This window comes from Klebsiella grimontii (genome assembly GCF_042137965.1).
Taxonomy (GTDB): domain Bacteria; phylum Pseudomonadota; class Gammaproteobacteria; order Enterobacterales; family Enterobacteriaceae; genus Klebsiella; species Klebsiella grimontii.
In genome coordinates this window covers 918,990-942,929 of record NZ_CP169721.1, presented here as the reverse complement: position 1 = coordinate 942,929, position 23,940 = coordinate 918,990, and the positions used below count along the sequence as shown (strand labels likewise).

Sequence of the window (23,940 nt, the reverse complement as noted above, 5' to 3'; positions counted from 1 at the left end):
CAAGGTAAATTGTGGCCTAAGTATGTACCGACAATTATCTTGATATCAAGACAAGTGAGCATTAATGGACAAATCACCGCAGACCGACGCCGTGGATCGCATTCTTGAACAGTGGAAACGGGAGCGCCCCGATCTCGATTGCAGCCCGATGGGGCCGATCGGCCGCCTGAAACGCTGCACGATGCTGCTGGAGCCGCGCATCGAAGCGGCCTTTGTGCGCCACGATCTGGTGCGCTGGGAGTTTGATATGCTGGCGACGTTACGCCGGGCGGGCGATCCGTTCATGCTGTCGCCAACCCAGCTCTTTTCAACGTTAATGATCACCTCCGGCACCATGACCCATCGTCTGAAGGCGCTGGAAAAACGGGGCTTGATAAGCCGCCAGCCGAACCCGGAAGATGCCCGCAGTATGCTGGTGGCGCTAACGCCAGCGGGACGAGAGCTTATCGATAAGGCGGTGGAAAGCCACGTGGAGAATGAACGGCAGCTGCTGAGCGGGCTTTCCGCAACGCAGCGCCAGCAGCTGGATGAAGCGCTGACGGTTTTTATGCGCCTGCTGGAAAAGGGTTAATCCACGCCGGCCTGGAATAAGTCGCTGACATTGTTGCCATTACTTTCCCGGAGGCGATGCTGCATCTGTCCTCCGTGTTACGCTCACCCCTTACCGAGCGGAAATGGGCGATCCTGCACAACCGTCTTCATCACCAGCGTAGAGCGCAGGTGCTGCACGCCCGGCATCGCCGAGAGCTTGTCATCATACAGTTTCTGGAACGCCGGGAGATCGCGCGTCACCACGTGCATCAGGTAGTCCGGATCGCCAAACAGGCGCTGCGCCAGCACGATCTGCGGGATCTCTTCTACCGCGTCCTCAAACGCGCTCACCGCTTTCTTATCGCCTTCTTTTAACGTCGCGAAGACAATCGCCAGGAAGTTGAAGCCCATTTTGACCGGATCCAGATTGGCCCGGTAGCCGGTAATGACGCCTTCCTGCTCCAGCGTCCGCAGCCGTCGATGACAGGGCGAAAGGCTGAGATTCACCCGCTCGGCCAGCTCGGTTATCGACAGTCGCCCGTCGGCCTGGAGCTCAGCAAGAATTTTTCGATCGATGCTATCCATTTGGAATATTTTCCCTCAGAAGACCGCTTAAGAGCATAACATTGAAAGCTCATTGCGCAATAAACTCGATATTCTTTCCCTCAAACAACCGCCGCTTAACGAGGGAAAATGATGAGAAACTGCCGTTACCACGCAGAGGTGCGCTGACCATGGAAATGAGCTTTATCGCCAGCTTTTGGCTGGTCTCCTTTCTGCTGATCATCACGCCGGGCGCTGACTGGGCCTATACCATCAGCGCGGGAATCAACGGACGCAGCGTGATACCCGCCGTCGCGGGACTCATGTCTGGCCACCTGCTGGCCACGCTGATCGTCGTCGCCGGAATCGGCGTGTTAATCGCCGGCCACCCGCTGGCGCTGTCGACGATTACCCTGCTGGGCGCAGGCTATCTGATGTGGCTGGGGATCGCTGTTTTGCGCCATCCGCCAACGCCAGGCAGCCAGCAATACAGCGCGGATAGCTGGAATCGCTGGGCGATTAAGGGGCTATGCATTAGCGGTCTGAACCCAAAAGTCTTTCTTCTGTTTCTGGCCCTGCTGCCGCAGTTTACCGACCCCCAGGGGAGCTGGTCTCTGGCCCAGCAGATGTCGGCGCTGGGCGGTATTCATCTGGTGACCTGCACGCTGGTCTATTTACTGGTCGGCTACGGCGCCAGAGCGCTGTTGGCGACCCGGCCTCAAATCGCACGAAAGGTCAGTATGGCTTCCGGCGTGATGATGGTCGCCGTAGCCGCCCTGCTGTTCGTGGAGCAGTTGAGGTAGGGGGAAGTATAAGGCGTGAGCGGCCGGTCTGCTCGCGCCACTGCGTTATTAAAAAAACGCCCCGCTTCACGGCTATTTTTTCATCAGCCATAACCTCACTTTAAATTAGCCCACACGCGACTCCGGGATCCTTATCAGCCTCATTTTTGATTATGCGTCCTTCCGATATAATCCTCTTAGCAGCAGCTAAGGTTTATCTCACTTTAAATAAAATAACTCTTACCATCCGCCAGAATTCTTGCGCTTCCTGTTTCCCCTATTCATAAGAAGGTTTTTGCAGTATGGTTAACAATATTAGAAGTTATATACTGCTGTATACCCACTTAAGGAGAAAACAATGAGCAGGATATGGGCCCTATCCCAAAGAGTAACGCCAAACAAAAATATAAATATAAAAACTGCCTATCCAAAAGAAGTCACATCGCTTAAATATTGCCCGCAGCAGCAATAAATAATGCACATGCAGACGAGCTTAATCATTACCTGATAACGGCCAAAAAATGCGTTAGCCGACTGCATAATAAAGGGAACTCAATGAAAAGCAATGCTATTTTAAAAAAAAGGAACTTCCTGACTCACAACGAAATTGAGTCATTACTCAAAGCGGCCAACAGTGGCGCACATGCCACGCGTAATTATTGTTTGACATTATTGTGTTTTATTCACGGATTACGCGCCAGTGAAATATGCCGCCTGCAAATTTCCGATATCGACCTCAGTTCTAAATGCATCTATATTCACCGCCTCAAAAATGGATTTTCGACAACGCATCCTTTGTTGAATAAAGAAATCCGTGCATTAAAAAACTGGCTACAGGTCCGCGCCGCATACCCGCAATCCGACAGTGAATGGCTATTTCTTTCGCGAAAAGGTAATCCTCTGTCTCGCCAGCAGTTTTATCAGATTATTTCCGCATCTGGCGATAATGCCGGGCTATCGCTCGAAATTCACCCGCATATGCTCCGCCATTCATGTGGCTTCGCCCTGGCCAATATGGGCATTGATACTCGTCTTATCCAGGACTACCTGGGTCACCGCAACATCCGCCATACCGTATGGTATACCGCCAGCAACGCTGGCCGTTTCTATGGTATCTGGGACGAAAGCAGAGACAGACAGCGGAGCCCTGTTCTGCCGTAGCACTCGATGCCAAGGATGGCGTCAAAATAACCAACTGGCAGCGGCAAACATTAAAAAGATAACCATACGCTGTTTATGATTATTGTTCCGGCAAGTTCACAGTTCAGTGATGATTTATCTTATTAACACCCCACGCATAACCCTGGATATAAATGCATCAACACTCATCCGTTTAAAATACTCGCAACCATATTTTTTCCTTTTATTTTTATACACCTGAAAGAGAACCACGACGCCGATGTTGTGGCTATCAATAAAATCTATAAGAATAAGATTTACTATCTGACAATATTCTGCGCCGCAGCCGCTATATAATGTCATTATTCAACTATGATAATCCCCTTCATATAATACGTGATTAACCTTACGGATTATTTGTGAGCGCCCCCAGCGGTCAGCTGGGTCGTGTTAATTTTCAAGATCATATCAGGAGTTATTTATTGTGAACCGACGTCGTTTTCTTACCGGTAAAGAAGTACAGGCGATGATGCAGGCAGCCCGTCATGGGCCAACGGGAGAGAGGGATTACTGTCTTATCCTGCTCGCTTTTCGTCATGGTATGCGGATTAGTGAATTACTCGATCTGCACTATCGCGACCTCGATCTGGTCGAAGGCCGCATCAATATTCGACGGCTGAAGAATGGATTCTCCACCGTACATCCCCTGATGATCGATGAATGTGACGCCATCAGGTGCTGGAGCCAGTTACGCGCCGCCTGGAAAGGCGCGCAAAAAACCGATGCGCTGTTTATATCGCGACGCGGTACCCCGCTTTCCCGTCAACAAGCCTACCGAATTATCCGAACCGCCGGCATAGACGCAGGGACGGCAACGCATACTCACCCGCATATGCTGCGCCATGCCTGCGGTTACGAGCTGGCGGAGAGAGGAGCGGATACCCGCCTTATCCAGGACTACCTCGGCCATCGAAACATTCGCCATACCGTACGCTATACGGCCAGCAACGCCGCGCGATTTGCCGGACTCTGGGAACGCCATAACCTGATGGAGTTGAATTTACAAAATCAGAAAGTTGAAAATAAGAATTTGATAAATAAGGGAAAATAACTTACCGAACAGGTCAATTGGGGCCAAACTGTGTGCATCATAAAAATATTCAGTAACCTTTTGCAACCACCGAATGTATCAAACAGAGCATGAAAATCAATATCACATTGATTAATCATGACTTTTTATTTTAATTCTTTTTCAGAATCTCTCTTCTCTTCGCTGGCCATCCTTTCTGACGATGCGTTGCCGATAGCCATCCATGGCTCGTTCATGCCTTATTATTTCAACTTATTATATCGGTAAAATTTAAAAAATAAGCTTAAAACTCTAAATACGTAACCTCAATATCAAAATTTAAGTCAAATTCACCAATGAGTCAAAATGGCCCCAAATGTCTCATTGTTTGGGTGAAAAACATGCAGAACCGCAGCCGAAAACTTCGGCTGATACATGAAATACCTGGAGGTCATGATGACGGCCAGATCGGTTCGTAATCCCGATATTGTACAAAGGAAAACAACATGAAGATCAAAACACTGGCAATGGTTGTTCTGTCAGCCCTGTCTCTGAGCTCCGCGGCGGCGCTGGCCGACACCACGGTTAATGGCGGCACGGTGCATTTTAAAGGGGAAGTCGTCAACGCAGCCTGCGCCATTGACGCGGGTTCAATCGATCAGACCGTTCCAATGGGCCAGGTTCGTTCGGCAAAACTTGCTACTCCAGGCAGCACCAGTACGGCTGTCGGTTTCAATATTCAGCTGAACGATTGTGATACCACCGTGGCCACCAAGGCCGCCGTCGCTTTCACCGGTACCGCAATTGACAGCACCAACACCACCGTACTGGCGCTGCAAAGCTCCGCGGCAGGCAGCGCGAATAACGTCGGCGTGCAGATTTTGGACCGTACCGGTACGCCGCTGGTGCTGGATGGCGCGACCTTCAGCGCAGCTTCCACCCTAAACGATGGCACCAACGTCATCCCGTTCCAGGCGCGCTACTATGCGACCGCTGCAGCCACTGCCGGTACCGCTAACGCTGACGCGACCTTCAAAGTGCAATACCAGTAATTCATTCATCAGGCAGGGAAGCATATCGGGCCAGGAAGGCCCGTTATCCATAACGGAACTCGGGTGATAACGATGCAAAGGATGAAGTCAGGTCTGTTGATATTTTTGCTCCCATCGCTGGCGCTGGCCGGTAATCAATGGAACGTCACGCTGCCCGGCGGAAATATGCGCTTTCAGGGCATCATCATTGCCGAGTCCTGCCGCGTTGAAGCTGGCGACCAGCAGATGACGGTCAATATGGGACAGATCGGCAGTAATCGGCTTCATTCAGCCGGGGAAGATACGAATCCGGTTCCCTTCGATATCCACCTGCAGGAGTGCAGCACCGCAGTCAGCGAGCGCGTTGGCGTGGCGTTTCACGGCGTCGCCGATGGTAAAAACCCGGACGTGCTCTCGGTCGGTGAAGGACCAGGAATCGCAACCGGCGTGGGCGTTGCTCTGTTTGATAAAGATGACCATCTGATCCCACTAAATAGCCCTCCCGCCGCGTGGACAAAATTGTATACCGGGCCAACCACGCTGCACTTCGTGGCGAAATACCGGGCAACAGGGCATCAGGTCACCGGAGGCGCAGCCAACGCTCAGGCCTGGTTCTCCCTGACCTACCAGTAATGAATCAGCAGACGAACCGAAAACAGGAAAAGACGGTGACGATAAAAGGGGTAAACGTGAGAACAACACGGGCGATAACGCGCGGTTTACTGGCGGGGGCGCTGATGATAGCCACCATGGGATTTACCGCTCGCGCCGAGGCTGGCGTGGCGCTGGGGGCGACCCGCGTCATCTATCCTGCCGGACAAAAGCAGGTTCAGCTGGCGGTCACCAACAACGACGGAAAGAGCACTTATTTAATCCAGTCATGGGTGGAGAATGCCGACGGCGCGAAGGATGGCCGCTTTGTCATCACCCCGCCGCTGTTCGCCATGCAGGGGAAAAAAGAGAACACCCTGCGCATCATTGATGCCACCAACAACCAGCTGCCGCAGGATCGGGAAACGCTGTTCTGGATGAACGTCAAGGCGATCCCGTCGATGGACAAATCAAAGCTCAGCGACAACACCCTACAGCTGGCGATCATCAGCCGCATCAAGCTCTATTACCGCCCGGCAAAGCTGGCGCTGCCGCCGGATCAGGCTGCGGAAAAGCTGAGGTTTCGCCGCGGCGCAGGCACGCTTACGCTGATCAATCCCACCCCCTACTACCTGACGGTCACCGAACTCAACGCCGGTACCCGAGTGCTGGAAAATGCGCTGGTTCCGCCGATGGGTGAAGCCAGCGTTAAATTGCCCGCCGATGCCGGTCGCGAAATTACATACCGGACGATTAACGACTACGGCGCGCTGACCCCGCGGATACAGGGCGCCACGCAATAACTGACGGGAGGCCACGTCCTCCCGGAAATAAAAATAAGAACTGACAGCCGGGCGACTTTGGACCGGAGGGACTATGTCACATCTGAAATATGGACTCGACGACCTGGACTCCGAGCGTAAAAGCAGCCACGGGCCGGGGAATACGCGCGCTTTCGCTCAAATCACGCTGGCTCTGTTACTTGCCGCACCGATCTTTTCTGTGCAGGCGGAGCTCTATTTTAATCCGCGTTTTTTAGCGGATGACCCTGCCGCCGTGGCGGATTTATCAGGATTCGCCAGCGGCCAGGAGGTCCCTCCGGGAACCTATCGCGTCGATATTTACCTCAATGACGGGTTTATGACCACCCGCGATGTCACTTTTAATAGCGGAGAAAACGATCGCTCGCTGGTCCCTTGCCTGACGCGCGGACAGCTGGCCAGCATGGGCGTCAACACGTTATCCATTGAAGGGATCGGCGCTCTGGCATCCGATGCCTGCGTACCGTTAACCAAAACCATCAAGGACGCCACTACCCGCTTCGATGTCGGCTTGCAGCGGCTGTATCTGACCGTACCCCAGGCGTTTATGGGCAACCGCGCCCGCGGCTATATTCCGCCCGAGCTCTGGGACCACGGGATTAACGCCGGCCTGCTGAACTACAACTTCACCGGCAACAACGTGCACAACGACGTTGGCGGCAGCAGCAATTACGCGTACCTGAACCTGCAGAGCGGGCTGAACCTTGGCGCCTGGCGCCTGCGCGACAACACCACCTGGAGCTACAGCAGCGGCGGCAGCTCGTCGACCAGTGAAAACAAGTGGCAGCACATCAATACCTGGCTTGAACGTGATATTACGCTGCTGCGCTCGCGCCTGACCCTCGGCGACAGCTACACCAACGGCGACGTCTTCGACGGCATCAACTTCCGCGGCGCGCAGCTTGCCTCCGACGACAATATGCTGCCGGACAGCCAGAAGGGGTTTGCCCCGGTGATCCACGGCATTGCCCGCGGCACCGCTCAGGTGTCGGTGAAGCAGAACGGCTATGAGATTTACCAGAGCACGGTGCCGCCCGGTCCGTTCACCATCAACGATCTCTACTCCGCCGGCAGCGGCGGCGACCTGCAGGTGACCATCAAAGAGGCCGACGGCAGCAGCCAGGTCTTCACCGTCCCTTACTCGTCCGTTCCGGTGCTCCAGCGCGAGGGCCATACCCGCTATGCCGTCACCGCCGGGGAGTACCGCAGCGGTAACGATCGGCAGGACAAACCAAAGTTCTTCCAAAGCACCGTAATGCGTGGTCTCCCGGGGGGCTGGACGCTGTACGGCGGCACCCAGCTGGCGGACCGCTACCGCGCCTTTAACCTCGGCGTCGGCAAAAATATGGGGGAGCTGGGGGCGCTGTCGCTGGATATCACCCAGGCCAACGCCACCCTGCCCGATGACAGCGAGCGTCAGGGGCAGTCGGTACGTTTCCTCTATAACAAGTCGCTGACGGATACCGGCACCAATATTCAACTGGTGGGCTACCGCTACTCGACGCGCGGCTATTTCAGCTTCGCCGACACCACCTACAGCCGGATGAGCGGCTACAACGTCGAGACCCAGGACGGTGTGATGCAGATGAAGCCGAAGTTCACCGATTACTACAACCTCGCGTACAACAAGCGCGGCAAAGTACAGCTCAGCGTTACCCAGCAGTTGGGGCGTACCGCCACGCTTTACCTGAGCGGCAGCCACCAGACCTACTGGGGAACCAACAGCGCCGACCAGCAGCTCCAGGCCGGGCTTAACGCCGCCGTCGACGATATCAACTGGACCCTGAGCTACAGCCTGACCAAAAACGCCTGGCAGCAGGGTCGTGACCAGATGCTGGCGCTCAACATCAGTATCCCGTTCAGCCACTGGATGCGCTCCGACAGCACCTCCGCCTGGAGAAACGGAAACGCCAGCTACAGCATGTCCAACGATCTGAACGGCAGGACCACCAGCCTGGCGGGGCTGTACGGCACACTGCTGGAGGACAACAACCTGAGCTACAGCGTACAGACCGGCTACGCCGGCGGCGGCGATGGCAACAGCGGCGGCACCGGATACGCGGCGCTGAATTACCGCGGCGGCTACGGTAACGCCAACGTCGGCTACAGCCGCAGCGACGGTATCAAACAGCTCTACTACGGCCTGAGCGGCGGCGTGCTGGCCCACGCTGATGGCATCACCCTGAGCCAGCCGATGAACGACACGGTGGTGCTGATCAAAGCCCCCGGAGCGGATGGCGTGAAGGTAGAAAACCAGACCGGGGTACGGACCGACTGGCGCGGCTACGCCGTTCTGCCCTACGCCACCGAATACCGGGAAAACCGGGTGGCGCTGAACACCAATACGCTGGCCAACAACGTCGACCTTGATGATGCGGTGGTCAGTATTGTGCCCACCCACGGGGCGATTGCGCGCGCTGAATTTAAGGCCAGCGTCGGCATGAAACTGCTGATGACGCTGACCCACAACGGTAAACCGGTTCCTTTTGGCGCCATAGCCGCCGCTGTCGATAGCCAGAATAGCAGCATCGTCGCCGATAACGGTCAGGTCTATCTGAGCGGAATGCCGATGGCGGGCAAGGTGCGCGCGAAGTGGGGAGACGGGCCCGATGCCAGCTGTGAAGCCGACTACCGTCTGCCGCCGGAAAGCCAGAACCAGGCGTTAAGCCAGCTGTCGGCAGCGTGCCGCTAAGGAAACCATGATGATGAGAAAAAACCTGTATCTGCTGGGCGCCATACTCTCTCTGGTCTCCTTCAGCACTCCTGCCGCCGATAGCACCATCACGATTAGCGGATATGTCAGGGATAACACCTGCGCCGTCGCAGGTGAGTCAAAAGATTTTACCGTCGATCTGATGAATAACGCCGCCAAACAGTTTAATGCCGTCGGCACGACCACGCCGCTGGTGCCGTTTCGCATCGTGCTGTCGCCCTGCGGCGGCTCCGTCACCGCGGTTAAAGTCGGCTTTACCGGCATAGCGGATAGCGACAACACCAGCCTGCTTAAGCTGGACAGCGGCGTATCGGCAGCGTCCGGCATCGGCGTGCAGATCCTTAACGGCAGCCGGGCCCCCCTGCTGCTCAACGCCCCCTCGTCAAACATCGCGTGGACCACGCTGAAACCCGGGCAGACCAACACCCTGAACTTTTACGCCCGGCTGATGGCCGCGCGCGTCCCGATTACGGCAGGACACGTTAATGCCACCGCAACCTTCACGCTTGAATTTCAGTAACCGGAGGCTGAAATGAAATGGACTCATGCACCCTGGCTGCTAGCGGTAATCATGACTTTCGCCAGCGCCCCCCAAGCCGCCGATGTGACCATTACCGTTAACGGCAAAGTGGTGGCCAAACCCTGCACCATCGCCACCCCGAAGGCCACCGTCGACCTCGGTGATTTATACACCTTTAATATGCTTTCACCCGGCTCGGCATCAGGCTGGCATGACGTCACCCTCGATCTCAGCAACTGTCCGGTCGGCACCTCGCGGGTCACCGCCACCTTCAACGGAACGGCGGACAGCACGGGCTACTACAAAAATCAGGGAACGGCGGGCAACCTCCAGCTGGAGTTGCAGGACACCAGCGGAGCCCGGTTTAACAACGGCACAAGCAAAACGGTGGCCATCAACGATGCCACGCAATCCACCCGCTTTCCATTGCGCGTCAGAGCGCTGACGGTTAACGGCGGGCCAACGCAAGGAACAATCCAGGCGGTGATTAACGTCACCTACACCTGGCTATAAGGCAGGAGAACGTTATGAATCAGCGGATTACCGCCCCCCTTAGATGTCGTATGGCGCTGGTCAAGGCGCTGTGGCTGGCGCTTGTGTTAGCGGGCTTTTCCACCAGCGTCAGAGCTTATACCTGCTACGACTCCACCGGCACCATATTAAATAGCGATTCCGGCGGAAAAGTATCCAACGTCTACGTTAACCTGCAGCCAAGCCTCGGGGCCGGGCAGAACCTGGTCGTCGACTTATCCAGTTCGATTTATTGTAAAAATGACGCACCGGACAGGCGCAACGACATGGTAAGCATGCTACAGGGATCGGCCTATAGCGGCCTGCTTACCAACTTCACGGGCTCTTTAAAATATTACGGGGTTAGCTACAGTTTCCCGCTAAATTCCCCAACTGCCAGCCACAACTTTACTTCCGGTAACTACACGAGCTGGAATACCCAGCTCTACCTGACGCCAATATCCACCGCCTCCGGACTGGCGATAAGCGCCGGCTCGCATATCGCTACGCTGGTGATGTATCAGGTGGGCTCCGATATCAACGGCGGCGGTAACGTTCGTACCTCAAAATTTACCTGGAACATCTATGCCAACAATAGCGTGATCATCCCGACGGGCGGCTGCGATGTTTCCGCTCGCAACGTCACGGTAACGCTGCCTGAGTACCCGGGTTCGACCGCTGTTCCGCTCACGGTACGCTGCGGGCAAAATCAAAAGATAGGTTTTTACCTCTCCGGCACCACGGCGGATAGCGCCAACACCGTTTTCACCAATACCTCCTCCGCCTCACCGGCTCAGGGCATTGGCGTTCAGCTACTGCGCAATGGCACCATCCTGCGTTCAAACAGTACCGTCTCCATGGGAACCGTGGGCACCTCCGCGGTCAACCTGGGACTCACCGCAACCTATGCGCGTACCAGCGGCCAGGTCACCGCGGGCAACGTGCAATCCATTATTGGGGTGACCTTTGTTTACCAGTAACGCGCCAGCGGCGCGTGATAGAACGGGAATGGACTATATTCTTTCGCCCTGCTCGCTGGTCGCCGATGGATTAGTCAAAGTGATGATGGCCAACAGCATGCAGCCCGTTGTGCTGCCGTCGGATGCGACGACGCTTCCCGGCGACGCGGACATTCGCCGCATCATCGTTTTTCTGCCGGAAACCCCGGCCAGGCTGCTCGCCACCCTACAGCAAGCCGCTGCGTTTCTCGAACATTCGGCAACGCCGCTGCCGATGCTGATCCTTAGCCGCAGCCCGGCCAGTTGGCTGTGGCATACGCTGCTGCATCAGGTCATCGATCACCATTTACTTTCTGAAGTGCGATCCGCCGCCTCGGACCTGCCCGTCCCCAGCCTGACCGCAGTGCTCCAGGACTACATTCTGCAAAGATATCCTTCGCTTAAGCAGCTTGCCGACGAAGAGATACGCCTCGGCGGAAAGCGCCCTGGCGGGCTCACCCGGCCGGAGCTCAATGCCATTCTCGGTCTACTCAGCGGATACAGCGTCAACGCCCAGGCAAAGCGCCGCGGCATTAGTCACAAAACGCTTTATAACCAGCGAACCGCAGGACTGAAAAAAATGGTGGAACATTATCCTCAGCTGGCAACCCGTTTCCCCGGGAGCCAGACAAAAGGGCAGAAGAGCCAGCCGGATGCCGCGCTTTCCGCCTTTGAGCGCGAATTTGTCCACGCGATTCACTGTCGGCAAATTTTCCCGGTTTTCCAGCCCATCACTGACGATCGGATGCGGCTAAAAGGGTTAGAGATCCTCTCTCGCTGGCGGCAAAAAGGACAGGTTCTGCTTCCCGGCGAGTTTTTACCGCAGATACGTTCCGCGTACGCCTGGCTGGTGTTGACGGCCTTTGTGCTTCGCGAGGCCGTGGAGAATATCAATTTACATCCAGGTGAGTTTTATTTCTCAGTCAATATTCCCGCCGCTATCGCCAGCAATGACAACCTGATCCGCATGCTGGAGACCGCGCGCCAGCAGCTGCGCGAGCCCCATCTGTCCTCGAGGCTGGTACTGGAATTTGCTGAAACCCTGGACCTCAACCTGCAGAGTAAAATTGCCGACAATATTTCCCGGCTACGCAAGCAGGGCTTTGCCATTATGCTCGATGACTGCTTTTCACAAAGTAGCGTCATGTTTCCGGTGAGATCGGTCAGCTTCAGCGCCTATAAGCTGGATATGAGCATCGTCAACGATATGCAGCGCGATCCTCACGCCCTGGCTCTGATCAAAAGCCTGCTTTACTACTGCCAGCTAACCGGTAGCCGCTGTGTTGCCGAAGGCGTGGACAGCCTGGATAAATTCAACCGACTGAAAGCGCTGGGAATCGATCGTTTTCAGGGTTATCTCATCTCGCCGCCGGTGGAGCGGGAAAACGTCAGTGACCTTATCCACCAGCTTTTATCCGGTCGCAATCTGAGCCTTATCGACGGATGAAAAATCGCCAGAATACGTCGCCAGCCGCACCAGGCTAAAATAGTTGCGCCAGCGCGCTGGCGCATTTATTTCAGGCGCGGATATCATCGTACTCGCGGGTATTATCAAATTCATGTTTGGCAAACGGGCATAGTGGAATAATTTTACGCTGCTCGCCGCGCATTTTTTCCACCACTTTCGCCACCAGCTTTTTCCCTACTCCCTGGCCTTTCAGGCTGGGGTCGACATCGGTATGCTCAATAATGCTGAGGTGCTCGCCCGTGGGCACAAAAACAATTTCCGCCACCTGATTCCCGTCGGCGTCATTGACGTAAAACTTATTATGACCTTCCAGTATTTCCATCGTTTCCTCGCTTATTTTTGGCGATACTTCAGTGCGCCGCTCGGGCAGGTATCAATAACCTTAACCACCGTGGCCACGTCCACTTCATCGGGGACGATCCACGGTTTGCGTTTCAGGTTGAAAAGCTTCGCGCTGCCGCGCACGCAGTTGCCCGAGTGCTGACAGATATCGGTGTTAAAGTAGACATCGATCTTCTCGCCGGTATAGGCGCGATAGCCCGCTTCCAGTAGTTCTTTATCCATGACATTGCCTCAGTTCTGACTATTTTTTATAGCTTTGTCTTTAAGCATAGCCCTGCCAACAACCGCTGACTATCGGCGACGGGTGAAATTTTATTTCGGTAGCCGCACGCCGTTAATGCAGAATGAATGATTTTCTATGCACTCTTTAGCCAAAGAAAATGTTCTGATTGCCGATAAAATACGGACACTTCTGTTATATCCATCTTTAATTTCCCCGGCAGTGAGATTAAACTCATTCCATCCTAACCCGAGCACTCAGGTATTTAGTCTTGAATCGCATTGTAAAGCTGGCGCGCCCTTCGCTCTTATTCTCGCTATTTACGCTCACCGGCTGCTCATTATCCCCGGCGATTCCGGTATTAGGCGCCGCCTTTCCAGGCTGGTTCTTCTGCTTATTAGGCGCCTCGCTATTACTTATTCCCTGCCATATCCTGATTGTGCGTCAAGGATGGCAGTCGCGATTTTCTCCGCTGGTCTTCAGCTATCTGGCGCTGATGTTCCTGTTCGCCACGATTCTGTGGTTCCTGTTCTTCGTAAACTAGATACCTATGACTCAATCCCGCTCAAGCGTTATCCGCAAAAAATGGCCCCTGCTGGCGCTCGTTCTCGCCGCTATCGTGGCGCTGATTGTGGTTATCTGGCAGCTGCAAACCTCGCCGGAAACCAACGATGCCTACGTGTATGCCGACACCATCGACGTGGTGCCGGAAGTGAGCGGGCGGATCGTCGAGATGCCGATTCGCGACAATCAGCGGGTGAAAAAAGGCGATCTACTGTTCCGCATCGACCCGCGTCCCTACCAGGCGATGCTTGATGATGCCAAGGCGCGGCTGACCACGCTTGATGCGCAGATTATGCTGACCCAGCGCACGATCAAAGCGCAGGAGTACAACGCGCAGTCGGTCAGCGCCGCCGTTGAACGCGCTAAAGCGCTGGTTAAGCAGACCACCTCTTCACGCATTCGTCTTGAACCGCTGGTGCCGCAAGGGTTTGCCTCACAAGAAGATCTTGATCAGGCGCGAACGGCCGAAAAAGCGGCGCGCGCCGAACTGGAGGCCACCCTGTTGCAGGCGAAACAGGCTTCCGCCGCCGTGACCGGCGTTGATGCCATGGTGGCGCAGCGGGCGGGGATCCTCGCGCAGATTGCGCTGGCCGAGCTGCATCTCGAATTTACCGAAGTCCGCGCGCCCTTTAACGGCGTGGTGGTAGCGCTGAAAACGACGATCGGCCAGTACGCCTCCGCCCTTAAGCCGGTCTTTACCCTGCTGGATGACGACCACTGGTACGTGGTGGCGAACTTCCGCGAAACCGACTTGCAGAACGTGCGGCCCGGCGTTCCGGCCAGAATCACCGTCATGACCAACCACGGCCGCACCTTCGAGGGCGTGGTCGACTCGGTCGGCACCGGCGTTCTGCCCGACGGCGGCAGCGTCATCGAGGGCCTGCCGGTCATCCAGAAGAGTATCAACTGGGTCCACGTCTCCCAGCGCTTCCCGGTCAAAATCGCCGTCAAAGACCCCGACCCGGCCCTGTTCCGTATGGGCGCCTCCGCCAGCGCCGTTCTCCAGCCGCAATAAGGAGACGGGATGCAGAGCCTGTGGCCATTTCTCACCCGTGAACTCCGCGATGCGCCGGGGCGGGCGAACTACACCCTGCGCCTGACGCTCAGCTGCGCGGTGCTGATCGTGCTGTTTATGACGCTGCATATTCCCTTCCTCGCCGTGGCGCTGATCGTGGTGTTTTACGTCAGCCAGCCTAACGTGCTGATGATTAAGCTGGTCAGCGTGGTTTTCGTGCTCACCGTCAGCGTCGCGCTGGGCGGCGTGCTGCTGATTATCAAGTGGACCTATGACTATCCGCTAATTCGCCTGGTCGCCTCGGTGATCCTGTTCTTCTGCGCCATTTACCTGATGCGGGTGCTCGGCAAGCTGGGGCTGGCGTTTTTCGTGGTGGCGCTGGCGGTCATCTACGCCCAAACCTTCCCGTCGATGACCAGCCAGAGCGAAATTCTGGTACGCCTGCTGCTGTGGCTATGGGTGGCGATTAATACCGCCATTCTGGTGACGCTGCTGGTCAACGCCTGTTTCCAGCAGGCCTTTCCCGGCTATCAGTTTAAAGCCCGGCTGGTGGTGATGCTGCGCCAGACGGCGAAGGTGCTTAGCCAACCGGATGAAGGAGAGCCGCAGCCTACCTTTACCGAGATCGCCGGGCAGTTTAACCAGCTGCAGTCCTTGTATCAGCAGGCCGCGCGCGCCACGCCGGAGATCGCCGCCAGCCCGCAGGCCTGGCAATCGCTGATGGCCGCCGCGCTGCGCTGCTACCATTTGACGGCGCTGCTCCAGCCGGGCGACGACCATCCCGATGCGCGTCGGCGGATAGCCCGCGAACTTAACGCGCTGGCGGACAATCTGCCCGCGACGGCAGCGGCGGATATTCAGACGTTGGTGGTCCCACGCGATAGTGATAACAGCGCCATTTTGCAGGAAATCGCCGAGGTGCTGGCGCGGCTGGCGCGCGGCGAAGCCGTTCCGCTGCCGCGGGGCGAAGTGGAAAAAGCGCCGCTGCTTTTGCCGGACGCGTGGTCCAACCCGGCCTATCTGCACTTTGCCCTGAAAACGCTGCTGGCGACGCTGCTGTGCTACGTCTTTTACACCGCCGCAGACTGGCAGGGCATCCACACCATCATGCTGAGCTGCGTGATCGTCGCCCAGCCGGGCCTGGGCGCCACCATGCAGAAAACGTGGCTACGCATCGGCGGCGCGCTGTTGGCCACGCTGATTGCGCTACTGCTGATCATCTTTGTGCAGCCCTGGACCGACTCGCTGAGCGGCCTGCTGGCGATGACCCTGCCGGTTTTCGCGCTGGCGGCGTGGATTGCGGCAGGCTCAGAGCGCATCGCCTACGCCGGCATTCAGATAGGCTTTACCTTCGCGCTGGCGTTCCTCAGCTGGTTTGGCCCGCTCAGCAACCTTACCGAACTGCGCGACCGGGTTATCGGTATCCTGCTCGGCGTGCTGGTCTCCTCGATTGTTCACCTCTATTTATGGCCCGATAGCGAAGCGCCGCGGCTTAAAGCGCGTCTGGCGCAGCTCTATCGCCAGCTGGCGCAGACCCTCGCCGCCCGCGACGATGAGGTTCAACTGGTACCGCTCTTTGCCGCGCTGACCGAGAGCGAAACCTTAATCAACCGGGTGTCCGCCGAGCCGCTGGGAACCTACGCCCACCCGTGGCCGGAAGCCAAAAACTGGCCGACGCGGACGAGTTTTCGTCAGGCAGAAGAGATCCTGCGCCTCAGTGAAGGCTATCGCCTGTACGCGGCGCCGGGGGATACCTTTTTAGCCCGCTGCGCCCCGCGGCTTGAGGACTACGCCGCCGGTATCGACGCGCAGCAAACCGCCGCAGAATGCTCTCAGGCGCTTCTCCCGGACCCGGCGAATCCGTTTGGCGCGCCGCTGGTCAACGCGTTGGCAGCGCTGCCAACGTGGCCCTTTGCATCCTCCGTTATTCCGCGACAGGCAACCCGCTCATGATAAAAATCACTCCTCCTCCGCGCGTCTGGCGTACCTCGGCGCTTGCCTTCGCCCTGACGCTGTTAACCGGGTGCGCGTTAATCCAGGACGATCCCGGCCAGGTGCCGCTGGTCAACCCGCAGCAGGCCGAGCTGGCGCAGGTGATCCACCTCGCGAACAGCGGCTGGCCGACAGCGCGATGGTGGGAAGGCTATCAGGATCCCCAGCTCAATATGCTGGTCAACCGCGCGTTGCAGAATTCACCCACTATGCAGGCTGCGCGGCTGCGTATTTCACAATCGCAGTCCACGGTGGAGCTGGCGCAGTCGGCAATGGGCGTTCAGGCTACCGCCGTGGCGGCGCAAAACCGCCTGCGGGTGACCAATAAACAGTTCACCTGGCCCTACTCCTTCTCCCTGCCGGTGGATAAAAACGGCCCCTGGTACACGTTGAATACGGTCGGTGTCGGGGCAACGCTGAATATCGATTTATGGGGCGCCGACCGCGCCCGCGTCGCCGCCGCGATTGGCAAAAAGAACGCCCGCCAGGCGGAGACCGCCGGTATCGAGCTGGATCTCGCCAGCAGCGTCGCCCAGCTCTATTTCGCGATGCAGGCAACCTTCCAGAAAATCGAATTACTCAACCAACTGGAGGCCATCGCCAGTCTCTCGGTGCAGGCCCATGAGCATCGTACCGCGCGCGGCGTCGAGGATAGCGTCGATGTCGCCAACGCCCAGGATGAACTGCTGGCGGCGCAGCAGCAGGTGATTACGGCGCAGGGAACGATAACGCAGTATCGGGAAACCCTGCGGGCGCTGATCGGCGCTGATGCGCATAGCATGCCGGAGATCCACCCGGTGGCGCTGCCGGCGCTGCAGGAAACGCTCCCGGACTCGCTCTCGTTTGAGCTGCTGGCCCGCCGCCCGGATCTCCAGGCTCTGCGCGGCTACGTCAGCGCCTCGATGAGCCAGGTGGACGCGGCAAAAGCGGCCTTTTACCCGCACTTTGATATCAAGGCCTTCTGGGGCTACAACGCGCTGAGCGTCGGCGACCTGTTTAAGTCCTCCTTCCAGCAGATCAACATACTGCCGGGGCTCTATTTACCGCTGTTTGACGGCGGGCGCTTAAACGCCACCCTGAAATCGACGCGTACGGCGAGCAATATCCTGATTAAGCAGTACAACCAGGCGGTGCTGGACGCAGTGCGCGACGTGGCGATTAGCTCCAGCCAGCTGAACGATTTGAACCAGCAGGCCGCGCTGCAGCAGCAGAAAGTGACGGCGGCGATGGTGACCACCCGCAGCGCCAGCGCGCACCATCAGCGCGGGCTGGTCAGCTACTATGCGGCGCAGGAGGCGCGTCGCCCGGCTATCGCGCAGCAGCTTTTGCTGCTGGATATCCAGGCCCAACGGCTCAGCACCGATATCACCCTGATTAAAGCGCTGGGCGGCGATTACCGCGGCCCGGCGCTGAGCGAGAACGCCCCATTGCGCTAGCCTAACAGGCGCCATTCGCGCGCCTGGTTTACCGCCTGGATGCGCCCCTTCACCTGCAGCTTTTCATACAGCTGCTTAAGGTGCCACTTGACGGTTTCCGCCGAAATACCCAGCTCGCGCGCGACGCCCTTATTGGAATAGCCGTCGGCAATCAAACTCAGGGTCTGCTGCTCCCGTTCGGTCAACCGCAGGGCGAGCGGCTGCGGGCGGGCGCTATCAATCACGATCCCGGCGGCGGCGAAGCGCGACAGCAAAACGGCGATATCGGCGGTCAGCGCATCATCCGCCGCGCCGCGCTTGTGTATTTCAGCCAGCAACGCAGCCATCTCTTCCCTCCCCTCCAGCAGGCTGCGCCATAGCCCCTGATGCAGCGCGCGCGCAAGCGCCGGTCGGCAGATAGCCATCGCCAGCTCCCGCTCGCCGGCACGCCAGAGGGCCAGCGCCTGCCTGAGCCGCAAACGCACGGCGAACAGCCGCTCGCCGCTGCTTTCCCGCACGCCGGCCAGCGTATCCAGCAGCCGCGCGGCGGCCAGCGGTTCGCCGGCGGCGATAAGGAGGCGGCTCTGGCCGATGGCGATATATCCGCCGACGGATTCCGTCTGGCTGAGGCTCTGCAGACGAAGCAGCAGCGCCTCAGCGGCCTGTTTGTCGCCCGCGTGAAGCGCGACGGCGATCCGCTCCGCCAGCAGCGGTGCCTGCGCCCGCAGCCAGCCGCGTTGGGCCGCCAGTCCTTCGGCATGCAGTAATAGTGATTCGGCCTCCGCCAGCCGCCCCGTTTCCCGGGCCTGGCGGGCCAGAACGATGTAGCTGCGGCTAAGGCCATCGGGCGGACAAAAGCTGTCGATGGTCTCCAGACGCGGAACCAGCAGGCTTTGCGCTTGCTCTCCCTTCCCCTGCTCCCAGGCGATCTCCGCCAGGATGGGCGCAAGGGTTGCGCCGCTGCTGGCGTTCTCGCCGGCGTGCCGCTCCGCGTAGCGCAGCGCCCGTGCCGCCTGGCGTTCCGCTTCGGCGAGATTTCCCTGACGCAGATAGCTCTGCGCCATGACGAACGCCCGGTAAACCGTCACGAACAGGTTGCGGTTAGCGAGGCTAACGCCGGATACCCGCTGCTGCACCTCCAGCGCCTGTTGCGGCCGGGAGTCCGCCAGATGGCAGTAGCTGAGGATATTGCACACCAGACCATCGACCCAGATATCGCCGCAGGGCACCTCGCGCAGCAGCGGTTCGACAATGGCGATACTGCGGTCGATATTGTCGGCAAAGGCTTCGCAGATCGCGCGAACCACCCGCAGCTTAACCCACGCGCTGTGGGCCAGCGCCTCGCCATGCGCCGCCGATTGCATCTCAATGGCGTCCAGCAGCTGGCGGGCTTCGCTGAACCGGAAGCGGTGGGCTAGCGCCCAGGCCAGGTTCAGCTGCAGCGCAATGCGCGACGGGTCAGGATTCGCAGGCAGATAGCGGATCCACTGCACCAGGGTATCGATATCCCCCTCTTCCGCCAGCGACTGCGCGCCGGCTTCCGCATCCTTCGCCGCCGACTTCCCGGCGGCCAGCGCATGGCGTATCGCCTCGGCCCACAGCTGCTGTGAGGCGAACCAGCCGCTGGCGCGGTCGTGCAGCTGGCGAATATCAATCTCACCGCTGTGCCGCAGGCGGTGCAGCAGCGCGTCGCGCATCAGCGGGTGATAGCGAAACCAAAGGCCGCTTTCATCCAGCGCGGAAAGAAACAGGTTATGCCGCTCTATCCACGCCAGCATCGCCCTGGCGTTATTGCGGCCGCAGACGACGTCGCACAGGTCCGGATGCAGGCGATTAAGCATCGAGGTCTGCAGAAGGAAGTCGAACACCTCGGGCGGCAGCGGCGCGAAAATGACTTCATCCAGATAGCGGGAGATTGACCGTGAGCCAGCGCTGAGGCCCATCGCCGCGGAAGCGTCCGCAGAGAGCGCGGCCATTTTCATTCCCGCGATCCACCCTTCCGTGAGCGCGATAAGCCGGGGGATCGCCTGCGGATCCAGCCCCGACGCGCCGGCGAACCAGGCGCGGGCTTCGCTGGGGCTAAAGCGCAGCTCGGGGTCGTACACCTCCAGCAGCTGATCCTGCATATGCAGACGGCTCAGGGCTAAAGGCGGCTGACTGCGGCTGCCGATAATCAGGTGCAGCGCCGGCGGCGCATGGTGCAGCAGCCAGCTCATTCCCTGATGAATCGCCGGGTCGCTGATACATTGATAGTCGTCGAGGATCAGGTACAGCGGATGCGGGCACTGATTAAGCTGATTAACGAGTTCAGCAAAGAACAGGGGGAGGTCGGCCGGAAGCTCGCCTTGCAGCAGCTGCAGAAACGACGGGCTCCACCCCTGCCACAATGGCCGCAGCGCCTCCTGCAGATAGCGTATAAACAGCAGCGGCGCGTTGTCATCCTCTTCAAGGCTCAGCCAGGCCAGCGCATCCCCTTGTCGAAGGCGATGCCGGTACCACTGCGCCAGCAGGGTGGTTTTGCCAAATCCGGCGGGCGCGCGCACCAGGGTTAAACGGCGGGAGACGGCGGCGTCGAGGCGCAGCAGCAGGCGCTCCCGCGACAGCAGGCTTTCCGGCGTACGGGGCGGCGTAAAGCGCGTGGAGATAAGCGGCAGCGTCCCCGTGAAGCGTAAAGGTTCCTGATGAACAAGCGCTGTCAGCGCATCATCCGCCGAGGATAAAAAAGCCATACTGCGATTACTCCTTAATCCAGTCCGTACGCTCATTATCCCCCCCATCAGGGGGGTAGGCCACGCTTATCGCGCCCGATAGAGTAGTGCCATTCGCCGCAGCGGCTACGACGACATCGGCCGCGGGCCTCCCTAGTTTATTAATCAGTACAAGGTGAGTACAGACATGGCTATCGAAAATAAAGTTGCGCTGGTAACCGGCGCCGGTCAGGGCATTGGCCGCGGTATTGCGTTGCGTCTGGCCAAAGACGGCGCATCGCTGATGCTGGTCGACGTGAACCCTGAAGGGATTGCCGCCGTCGCCGCCGAAGTGGAAGCGCTGGGACGTAAAGCGGCCACCTTCGTCGCTAACATCGCCGATCGCGCGCAGGTGTACGCCGCCATTGATGAAGCGGAAAAACAGCTCGGCGGCTTTGATATTATCGTGAACAACGCCGGGATCGCCCAGGTTCAGGCGCTGGCCGATGTGACGCCTGAAGAAGTAGACCGCATCATGCGCATCAACGTTCAGGGTACCCTGTGGGGCATTCAGGCGGCGGCGAAAAAATTCATCGACCGTCAGCAGAAAGGGAAAATCATCAACGCCTGCTCTATCGCCGGTCACGATGGTTTCGCGCTGCTGGGCGTTTATTCCGCCACCAAATTTGCCGTACGCGCCCTGACGCAGGCGGCGGCGAAAGAGTATGCCAGCCGCGGCATTACGGTTAACGCCTACTGTCCGGGGATTGTGGGAACCGGGATGTGGACCGAAATCGATAAGCGCTTCGCGGAAATTACCGGTGCGCCGGTGGGTGAAACCTATAAAAAATACGTTGAAGGTATCGCCCTTGGCCGCGCCGAAACGCCGGACGATGTGGCAAGCCTGGTCTCTTATCTGGCAGGCCCGGATTCCGATTATGTTACCGGTCAGTCGATTCTGATCGATGGCGGTATTGTTTACCGTTAAGGGATAAACCCGGCGCAGAACGCGCCGGGTTTTTGCGGGATTACGCGTTAGCCGCGGGCTCCTGCGGCTTGTCGCTACGGGTGTTTTCCAGCATCCGGCGAACCGGAACAATCAGCAGGCACAGCACCGCGGCGCAGATCAGCAGCGCAATGGAGCAGCGTGCGAACAGATCGGGCAGCATATCCAGCTGATCGGCCTTCACGTGACCGCCAATCAGGCCCGCCGCCAGGTTGCCCAGGGCGCTGGCGCAGAACCACAGCCCCATCATCTGGCCGCGCATTCTTTCCGGCGCCAGCAGCGTCATGGTCGCCAGGCCAATCGGGCTGAGGCACAGCTCGCCCAGCGTCAGCATCAGAATACTGCCCACCAGCCACATCGGCGAGACGCCCGCGCCGTTGTTGCTCAGGACGTTTTGCGCCGCCAGCATCATCAGGCCAAAGCCCGCCGCCGCGCATAAAATACCGATAACAAACTTGGTGATGCTGCTCGGACGCACGTTTTTGCGCGCCAGCGCAGGCCACGCCCAGCTAAATACCGGCGCCAGCAGAATAATAAACAGGGCGTTAATCGACTGGAACCACACCGCCGGGATCTCGAAGGAGCCGATCATACGGTTGGTATAGTCGTTAGCGAACAGGTTAAACGAGGTCGGTTTCTGCTCAAACGCCGACCAGAAAAAGGCGGCGGAGATCAGCAGGATAAAGCATACCAGCAGGCGGGCGCGCTCTTTGCGGCTCAGTCCGGCGAAGACGAACAGGTAGATAAAATAGAGCACCACCGACGCCGCAATCACGTAGACCAGCACGCTGGCGACCGCCACCGGGTTAATCACGATAACGCCCTGGGCAATCAGCGCGATGATAACCGCCACGCCCACCGTTAGCGCCAGCAGCCATGCGCCGACGCCGTTTCGTTTCACTACCGGACTGTTCCAGGTGGAATCGAGACCGACTTCACGGTCATAGCGTTTCATCGCCGGAACGGCAAAGACGCGGAAGATAATCAGCGCGACCAGCATCCCGATGCCGCCGATGCCGAAACCCCAGTGCCAGCCGTGAGATTTAATCAGCCAGCCGGAGATCAGCGGGGCGATAAACGACCCCATGTTGATGCCCATATAAAACAGCGAGAAGCCGCCGTCGCGGCGCGCATCGCCTTTTTTGTACAGGGTACCGACCATCACCGAAATACAGGTTTTGAACAGGCCGGAACCGAGCACGATAAACATCAGGCCGATAAAGAACAGGCTATCGCCCATCACCGCCGACAGGGCGATGGAGAGATGGCCCAGCGCGATCAGAATTGAGCCGTACCAGACTGCCTTTCGTTGTCCGAGCCAGTTGTCCGCCAGCCAGCCGCCCGGCAGAGCGGCAAGATACATGGTCCCGGCAAAGATCCCGACGATGGCCGACGCGTTCTCGCGCGCCAGCCCCATCCCTCCGTCATAAACGGTGGCTGCCATAAACAGGATCAGTAACGGACGAATGCCGTAAAACGAGAACCGTTCCCACATTTCGGTGAAAAACAGCGAACCAAGCGGGTACGGATGACCAAAAAAGGTCCGAGTTTCATTTTTATTAACAGAGGAATGCATAACTTCTCCCAGGATGTCCGCCGCGCTTTAACGCAGCGGAAAGCGTGTTGGCCTTTTATACATAAGGTCAATCATTCACATTTAATATGACGTTATTTAACCATTTGATAACCTAAAAATGGTCCTGTCTAGTCCCTTCCCCCAACTTTTTAGATGAAAAGTCGACAAACGTCTACTTTTACAGATTTAAAGTTGGCGATAGGGGAAATGTGATTGACATCATAAAACCGAGCACGTTATGTAAAATTTATCTTAATAAACAGATAGTTAATAATAGTTATTTTTATCATTAGCGGGCGAAACCCGAGGGGGTGGTAACCTATCTATAACCTTAATAAATCCATGTCTGATAGGCACAATGCCAGGAAAGACCGATAAATCTAACAATTGAAGTTGTGAAGAAAGGGTGAGCAGAGAGCAACGGCAA

22 protein-coding genes are annotated in these 23,940 nt (G+C 57.8%); 17 read left to right on the top strand and 5 right to left on the bottom strand.

The window, feature by feature from the left end; all coding sequences use genetic code 11:
• Positions 1-64 precede the first annotated feature (64 nt).
• Positions 65-571 (top strand): MarR family winged helix-turn-helix transcriptional regulator, encoded by a 507-nt coding sequence (locus tag ACE3MN_RS04590; protein WP_024358574.1) that lies wholly within the window; start codon positions 65-67, stop codon positions 569-571.
• Positions 572-654: 83 nt separating this feature from the next.
• Here ACE3MN_RS04590 and ACE3MN_RS04585 read toward each other — a convergent pair whose 3' ends face one another.
• Entirely contained in the window at positions 655-1,116 is a 462-nt protein-coding gene (locus tag ACE3MN_RS04585) for an Lrp/AsnC family transcriptional regulator (protein ID WP_098067213.1), read from the bottom strand.
• A gap of 149 nt (positions 1,117-1,265) precedes the next feature.
• Between ACE3MN_RS04585 and ACE3MN_RS04580 the strand changes: the two genes are divergently transcribed.
• The 11 genes from ACE3MN_RS04580 (at position 1,266) to ACE3MN_RS04530 (ending at position 12,675) form a co-directional block, all read left to right on the top strand.
• A complete protein-coding gene (locus ACE3MN_RS04580; protein WP_098067214.1) occupies positions 1,266-1,877 on the top strand; it encodes a LysE family translocator in 612 nt (203 codons plus the stop codon).
• 534 nt (positions 1,878-2,411) lie between these two features.
• Positions 2,412-3,017, top strand: coding sequence for a tyrosine-type DNA invertase (locus tag ACE3MN_RS04575; protein WP_004134544.1), 606 nt, complete (start codon positions 2,412-2,414; stop codon positions 3,015-3,017).
• 442 nt (positions 3,018-3,459) lie between these two features.
• On the top strand, positions 3,460-4,086 hold the full coding sequence (locus ACE3MN_RS04570; RefSeq protein WP_049131371.1) for a tyrosine-type DNA invertase: 627 nt from the start codon (positions 3,460-3,462) through the stop codon (positions 4,084-4,086).
• 464 nt (positions 4,087-4,550) lie between these two features.
• Positions 4,551-5,096 carry a type 1 fimbrial major subunit FimA gene (fimA, locus tag ACE3MN_RS04565; RefSeq protein ID WP_004134540.1) on the top strand — a complete coding sequence of 182 codons (546 nt, stop codon included), beginning with the start codon at positions 4,551-4,553 and terminating at the stop codon, positions 5,094-5,096.
• A 72-nt stretch (positions 5,097-5,168) separates the two neighbouring features.
• Positions 5,169-5,708, top strand: coding sequence for a fimbrial protein (locus tag ACE3MN_RS04560; protein ID WP_049131373.1), 540 nt, complete (start codon positions 5,169-5,171; stop codon positions 5,706-5,708).
• 35 nt (positions 5,709-5,743) lie between these two features.
• On the top strand, positions 5,744-6,469 hold the full coding sequence (locus ACE3MN_RS04555) for a fimbria/pilus periplasmic chaperone (protein WP_049087098.1): 726 nt from the start codon (positions 5,744-5,746) through the stop codon (positions 6,467-6,469).
• 73 nt (positions 6,470-6,542) lie between these two features.
• Positions 6,543-9,179 (top strand): fimbrial biogenesis usher protein, encoded by a 2,637-nt coding sequence (locus ACE3MN_RS04550; RefSeq protein WP_049103665.1) that lies wholly within the window; start codon positions 6,543-6,545, stop codon positions 9,177-9,179.
• Between the two features lie 10 nt (positions 9,180-9,189).
• Positions 9,190-9,720, top strand: coding sequence for a fimbrial protein (locus ACE3MN_RS04545; protein WP_004134532.1), 531 nt, complete (start codon positions 9,190-9,192; stop codon positions 9,718-9,720).
• A 12-nt stretch (positions 9,721-9,732) separates the two neighbouring features.
• On the top strand, positions 9,733-10,233 hold the full coding sequence (locus ACE3MN_RS04540; protein ID WP_004134530.1) for a fimbrial protein: 501 nt from the start codon (positions 9,733-9,735) through the stop codon (positions 10,231-10,233).
• 50 nt (positions 10,234-10,283) lie between these two features.
• Positions 10,284-11,210: a fimbrial protein gene (locus tag ACE3MN_RS04535; RefSeq protein ID WP_049087612.1), complete on the top strand. Its 927-nt coding sequence runs from the start codon at positions 10,284-10,286 to the stop codon at positions 11,208-11,210.
• 28 nt (positions 11,211-11,238) lie between these two features.
• Complete coding sequence (locus tag ACE3MN_RS04530) at positions 11,239-12,675, top strand: EAL domain-containing protein (RefSeq protein WP_004134527.1); 1,437 nt, start codon at positions 11,239-11,241, stop codon at positions 12,673-12,675.
• A 70-nt stretch (positions 12,676-12,745) separates the two neighbouring features.
• Here the strand turns inward: ACE3MN_RS04530 and ACE3MN_RS04525 are convergent, their stop codons facing one another.
• Both ACE3MN_RS04525 and yjdI read right to left on the bottom strand, forming a co-directional pair.
• Positions 12,746-13,018: a GNAT family N-acetyltransferase gene (locus tag ACE3MN_RS04525; RefSeq protein ID WP_004124777.1), complete on the bottom strand. Its 273-nt coding sequence runs from the start codon at positions 13,016-13,018 to the stop codon at positions 12,746-12,748.
• 11 nt (positions 13,019-13,029) lie between these two features.
• Positions 13,030-13,260 carry a 4Fe-4S mono-cluster protein YjdI gene (yjdI, locus tag ACE3MN_RS04520; protein WP_004134525.1) on the bottom strand — a complete coding sequence of 77 codons (231 nt, stop codon included), beginning with the start codon at positions 13,258-13,260 and terminating at the stop codon, positions 13,030-13,032.
• A 269-nt stretch (positions 13,261-13,529) separates the two neighbouring features.
• On the opposite strand from yjdI, the gene ACE3MN_RS04515 reads away from it, so the two are divergent.
• The 4 genes from ACE3MN_RS04515 to ACE3MN_RS04500 are packed head-to-tail and all read left to right on the top strand — an operon-like array spanning position 13,530 to position 18,265.
• Positions 13,530-13,802: a YtcA family lipoprotein gene (locus ACE3MN_RS04515; protein ID WP_004134523.1), complete on the top strand. Its 273-nt coding sequence runs from the start codon at positions 13,530-13,532 to the stop codon at positions 13,800-13,802.
• A 6-nt stretch (positions 13,803-13,808) separates the two neighbouring features.
• Positions 13,809-14,837, top strand: a complete 1,029-nt coding sequence (gene mdtN / locus ACE3MN_RS04510; protein WP_004134521.1) for a multidrug transporter subunit MdtN — start codon at positions 13,809-13,811, stop codon at positions 14,835-14,837.
• A 9-nt stretch (positions 14,838-14,846) separates the two neighbouring features.
• Entirely contained in the window at positions 14,847-16,790 is a 1,944-nt protein-coding gene (locus ACE3MN_RS04505; protein WP_226331422.1) for an FUSC family protein, read from the top strand.
• Positions 16,787-18,265, top strand: a complete 1,479-nt coding sequence (locus ACE3MN_RS04500; protein WP_375364261.1) for an MdtP family multidrug efflux transporter outer membrane subunit — start codon at positions 16,787-16,789, stop codon at positions 18,263-18,265. Before ACE3MN_RS04505 ends, ACE3MN_RS04500 begins: the two co-directional genes overlap by 4 nt.
• Here the strand turns inward: ACE3MN_RS04500 and ACE3MN_RS04495 are convergent.
• On the bottom strand, positions 18,262-20,973 hold the full coding sequence (locus tag ACE3MN_RS04495; protein WP_049090258.1) for a LuxR C-terminal-related transcriptional regulator: 2,712 nt from the start codon (positions 20,971-20,973) through the stop codon (positions 18,262-18,264). The two genes, ACE3MN_RS04500 and ACE3MN_RS04495, sit on opposite strands and share 4 nt — an antisense overlap.
• Before the next feature lie 166 nt (positions 20,974-21,139).
• Between ACE3MN_RS04495 and ACE3MN_RS04490 the strand changes: the two genes are divergently transcribed.
• Positions 21,140-21,919 carry an acetoin reductase gene (locus tag ACE3MN_RS04490; RefSeq protein WP_004134509.1) on the top strand — a complete coding sequence of 260 codons (780 nt, stop codon included), beginning with the start codon at positions 21,140-21,142 and terminating at the stop codon, positions 21,917-21,919.
• 40 nt (positions 21,920-21,959) lie between these two features.
• Here the strand turns inward: ACE3MN_RS04490 and ACE3MN_RS04485 are convergent, their stop codons facing one another.
• Positions 21,960-23,513, bottom strand: a complete 1,554-nt coding sequence (locus tag ACE3MN_RS04485) for a peptide MFS transporter (RefSeq protein WP_024358581.1) — start codon at positions 23,511-23,513, stop codon at positions 21,960-21,962.
• Positions 23,514-23,940 lie beyond the last annotated feature (427 nt).

Coding starts and splice junctions, on each gene's coding strand:
- ACE3MN_RS04590 (WP_024358574.1), top strand. CDS start 65: ATGGACAAATCACCGCAGACCGACGCCGTGGATCGCATTCTTGAACAG.
- ACE3MN_RS04585 (WP_098067213.1), bottom strand. CDS start 1,116: ATGGATAGCATCGATCGAAAAATTCTTGCTGAGCTCCAGGCCGACGGG.
- ACE3MN_RS04580 (WP_098067214.1), top strand. CDS start 1,266: ATGGAAATGAGCTTTATCGCCAGCTTTTGGCTGGTCTCCTTTCTGCTG.
- ACE3MN_RS04575 (WP_004134544.1), top strand. CDS start 2,412: ATGAAAAGCAATGCTATTTTAAAAAAAAGGAACTTCCTGACTCACAAC.
- fimA (WP_004134540.1), top strand. CDS start 4,551: ATGAAGATCAAAACACTGGCAATGGTTGTTCTGTCAGCCCTGTCTCTG.
- ACE3MN_RS04560 (WP_049131373.1), top strand. CDS start 5,169: ATGCAAAGGATGAAGTCAGGTCTGTTGATATTTTTGCTCCCATCGCTG.
- ACE3MN_RS04550 (WP_049103665.1), top strand. CDS start 6,543: ATGTCACATCTGAAATATGGACTCGACGACCTGGACTCCGAGCGTAAA.
- ACE3MN_RS04545 (WP_004134532.1), top strand. CDS start 9,190: ATGATGAGAAAAAACCTGTATCTGCTGGGCGCCATACTCTCTCTGGTC.
- ACE3MN_RS04540 (WP_004134530.1), top strand. CDS start 9,733: ATGAAATGGACTCATGCACCCTGGCTGCTAGCGGTAATCATGACTTTC.
- ACE3MN_RS04535 (WP_049087612.1), top strand. CDS start 10,284: ATGGCGCTGGTCAAGGCGCTGTGGCTGGCGCTTGTGTTAGCGGGCTTT.
- ACE3MN_RS04530 (WP_004134527.1), top strand. CDS start 11,239: ATGGACTATATTCTTTCGCCCTGCTCGCTGGTCGCCGATGGATTAGTC.
- ACE3MN_RS04525 (WP_004124777.1), bottom strand. CDS start 13,018: ATGGAAATACTGGAAGGTCATAATAAGTTTTACGTCAATGACGCCGAC.
- yjdI (WP_004134525.1), bottom strand. CDS start 13,260: ATGGATAAAGAACTACTGGAAGCGGGCTATCGCGCCTATACCGGCGAG.
- mdtN (WP_004134521.1), top strand. CDS start 13,809: ATGACTCAATCCCGCTCAAGCGTTATCCGCAAAAAATGGCCCCTGCTG.
- ACE3MN_RS04505 (WP_226331422.1), top strand. CDS start 14,847: ATGCAGAGCCTGTGGCCATTTCTCACCCGTGAACTCCGCGATGCGCCG.
- ACE3MN_RS04500 (WP_375364261.1), top strand. CDS start 16,787: ATGATAAAAATCACTCCTCCTCCGCGCGTCTGGCGTACCTCGGCGCTT.
- ACE3MN_RS04495 (WP_049090258.1), bottom strand. CDS start 20,973: ATGGCTTTTTTATCCTCGGCGGATGATGCGCTGACAGCGCTTGTTCAT.
- ACE3MN_RS04490 (WP_004134509.1), top strand. CDS start 21,140: ATGGCTATCGAAAATAAAGTTGCGCTGGTAACCGGCGCCGGTCAGGGC.
- ACE3MN_RS04485 (WP_024358581.1), bottom strand. CDS start 23,513: ATGCATTCCTCTGTTAATAAAAATGAAACTCGGACCTTTTTTGGTCAT.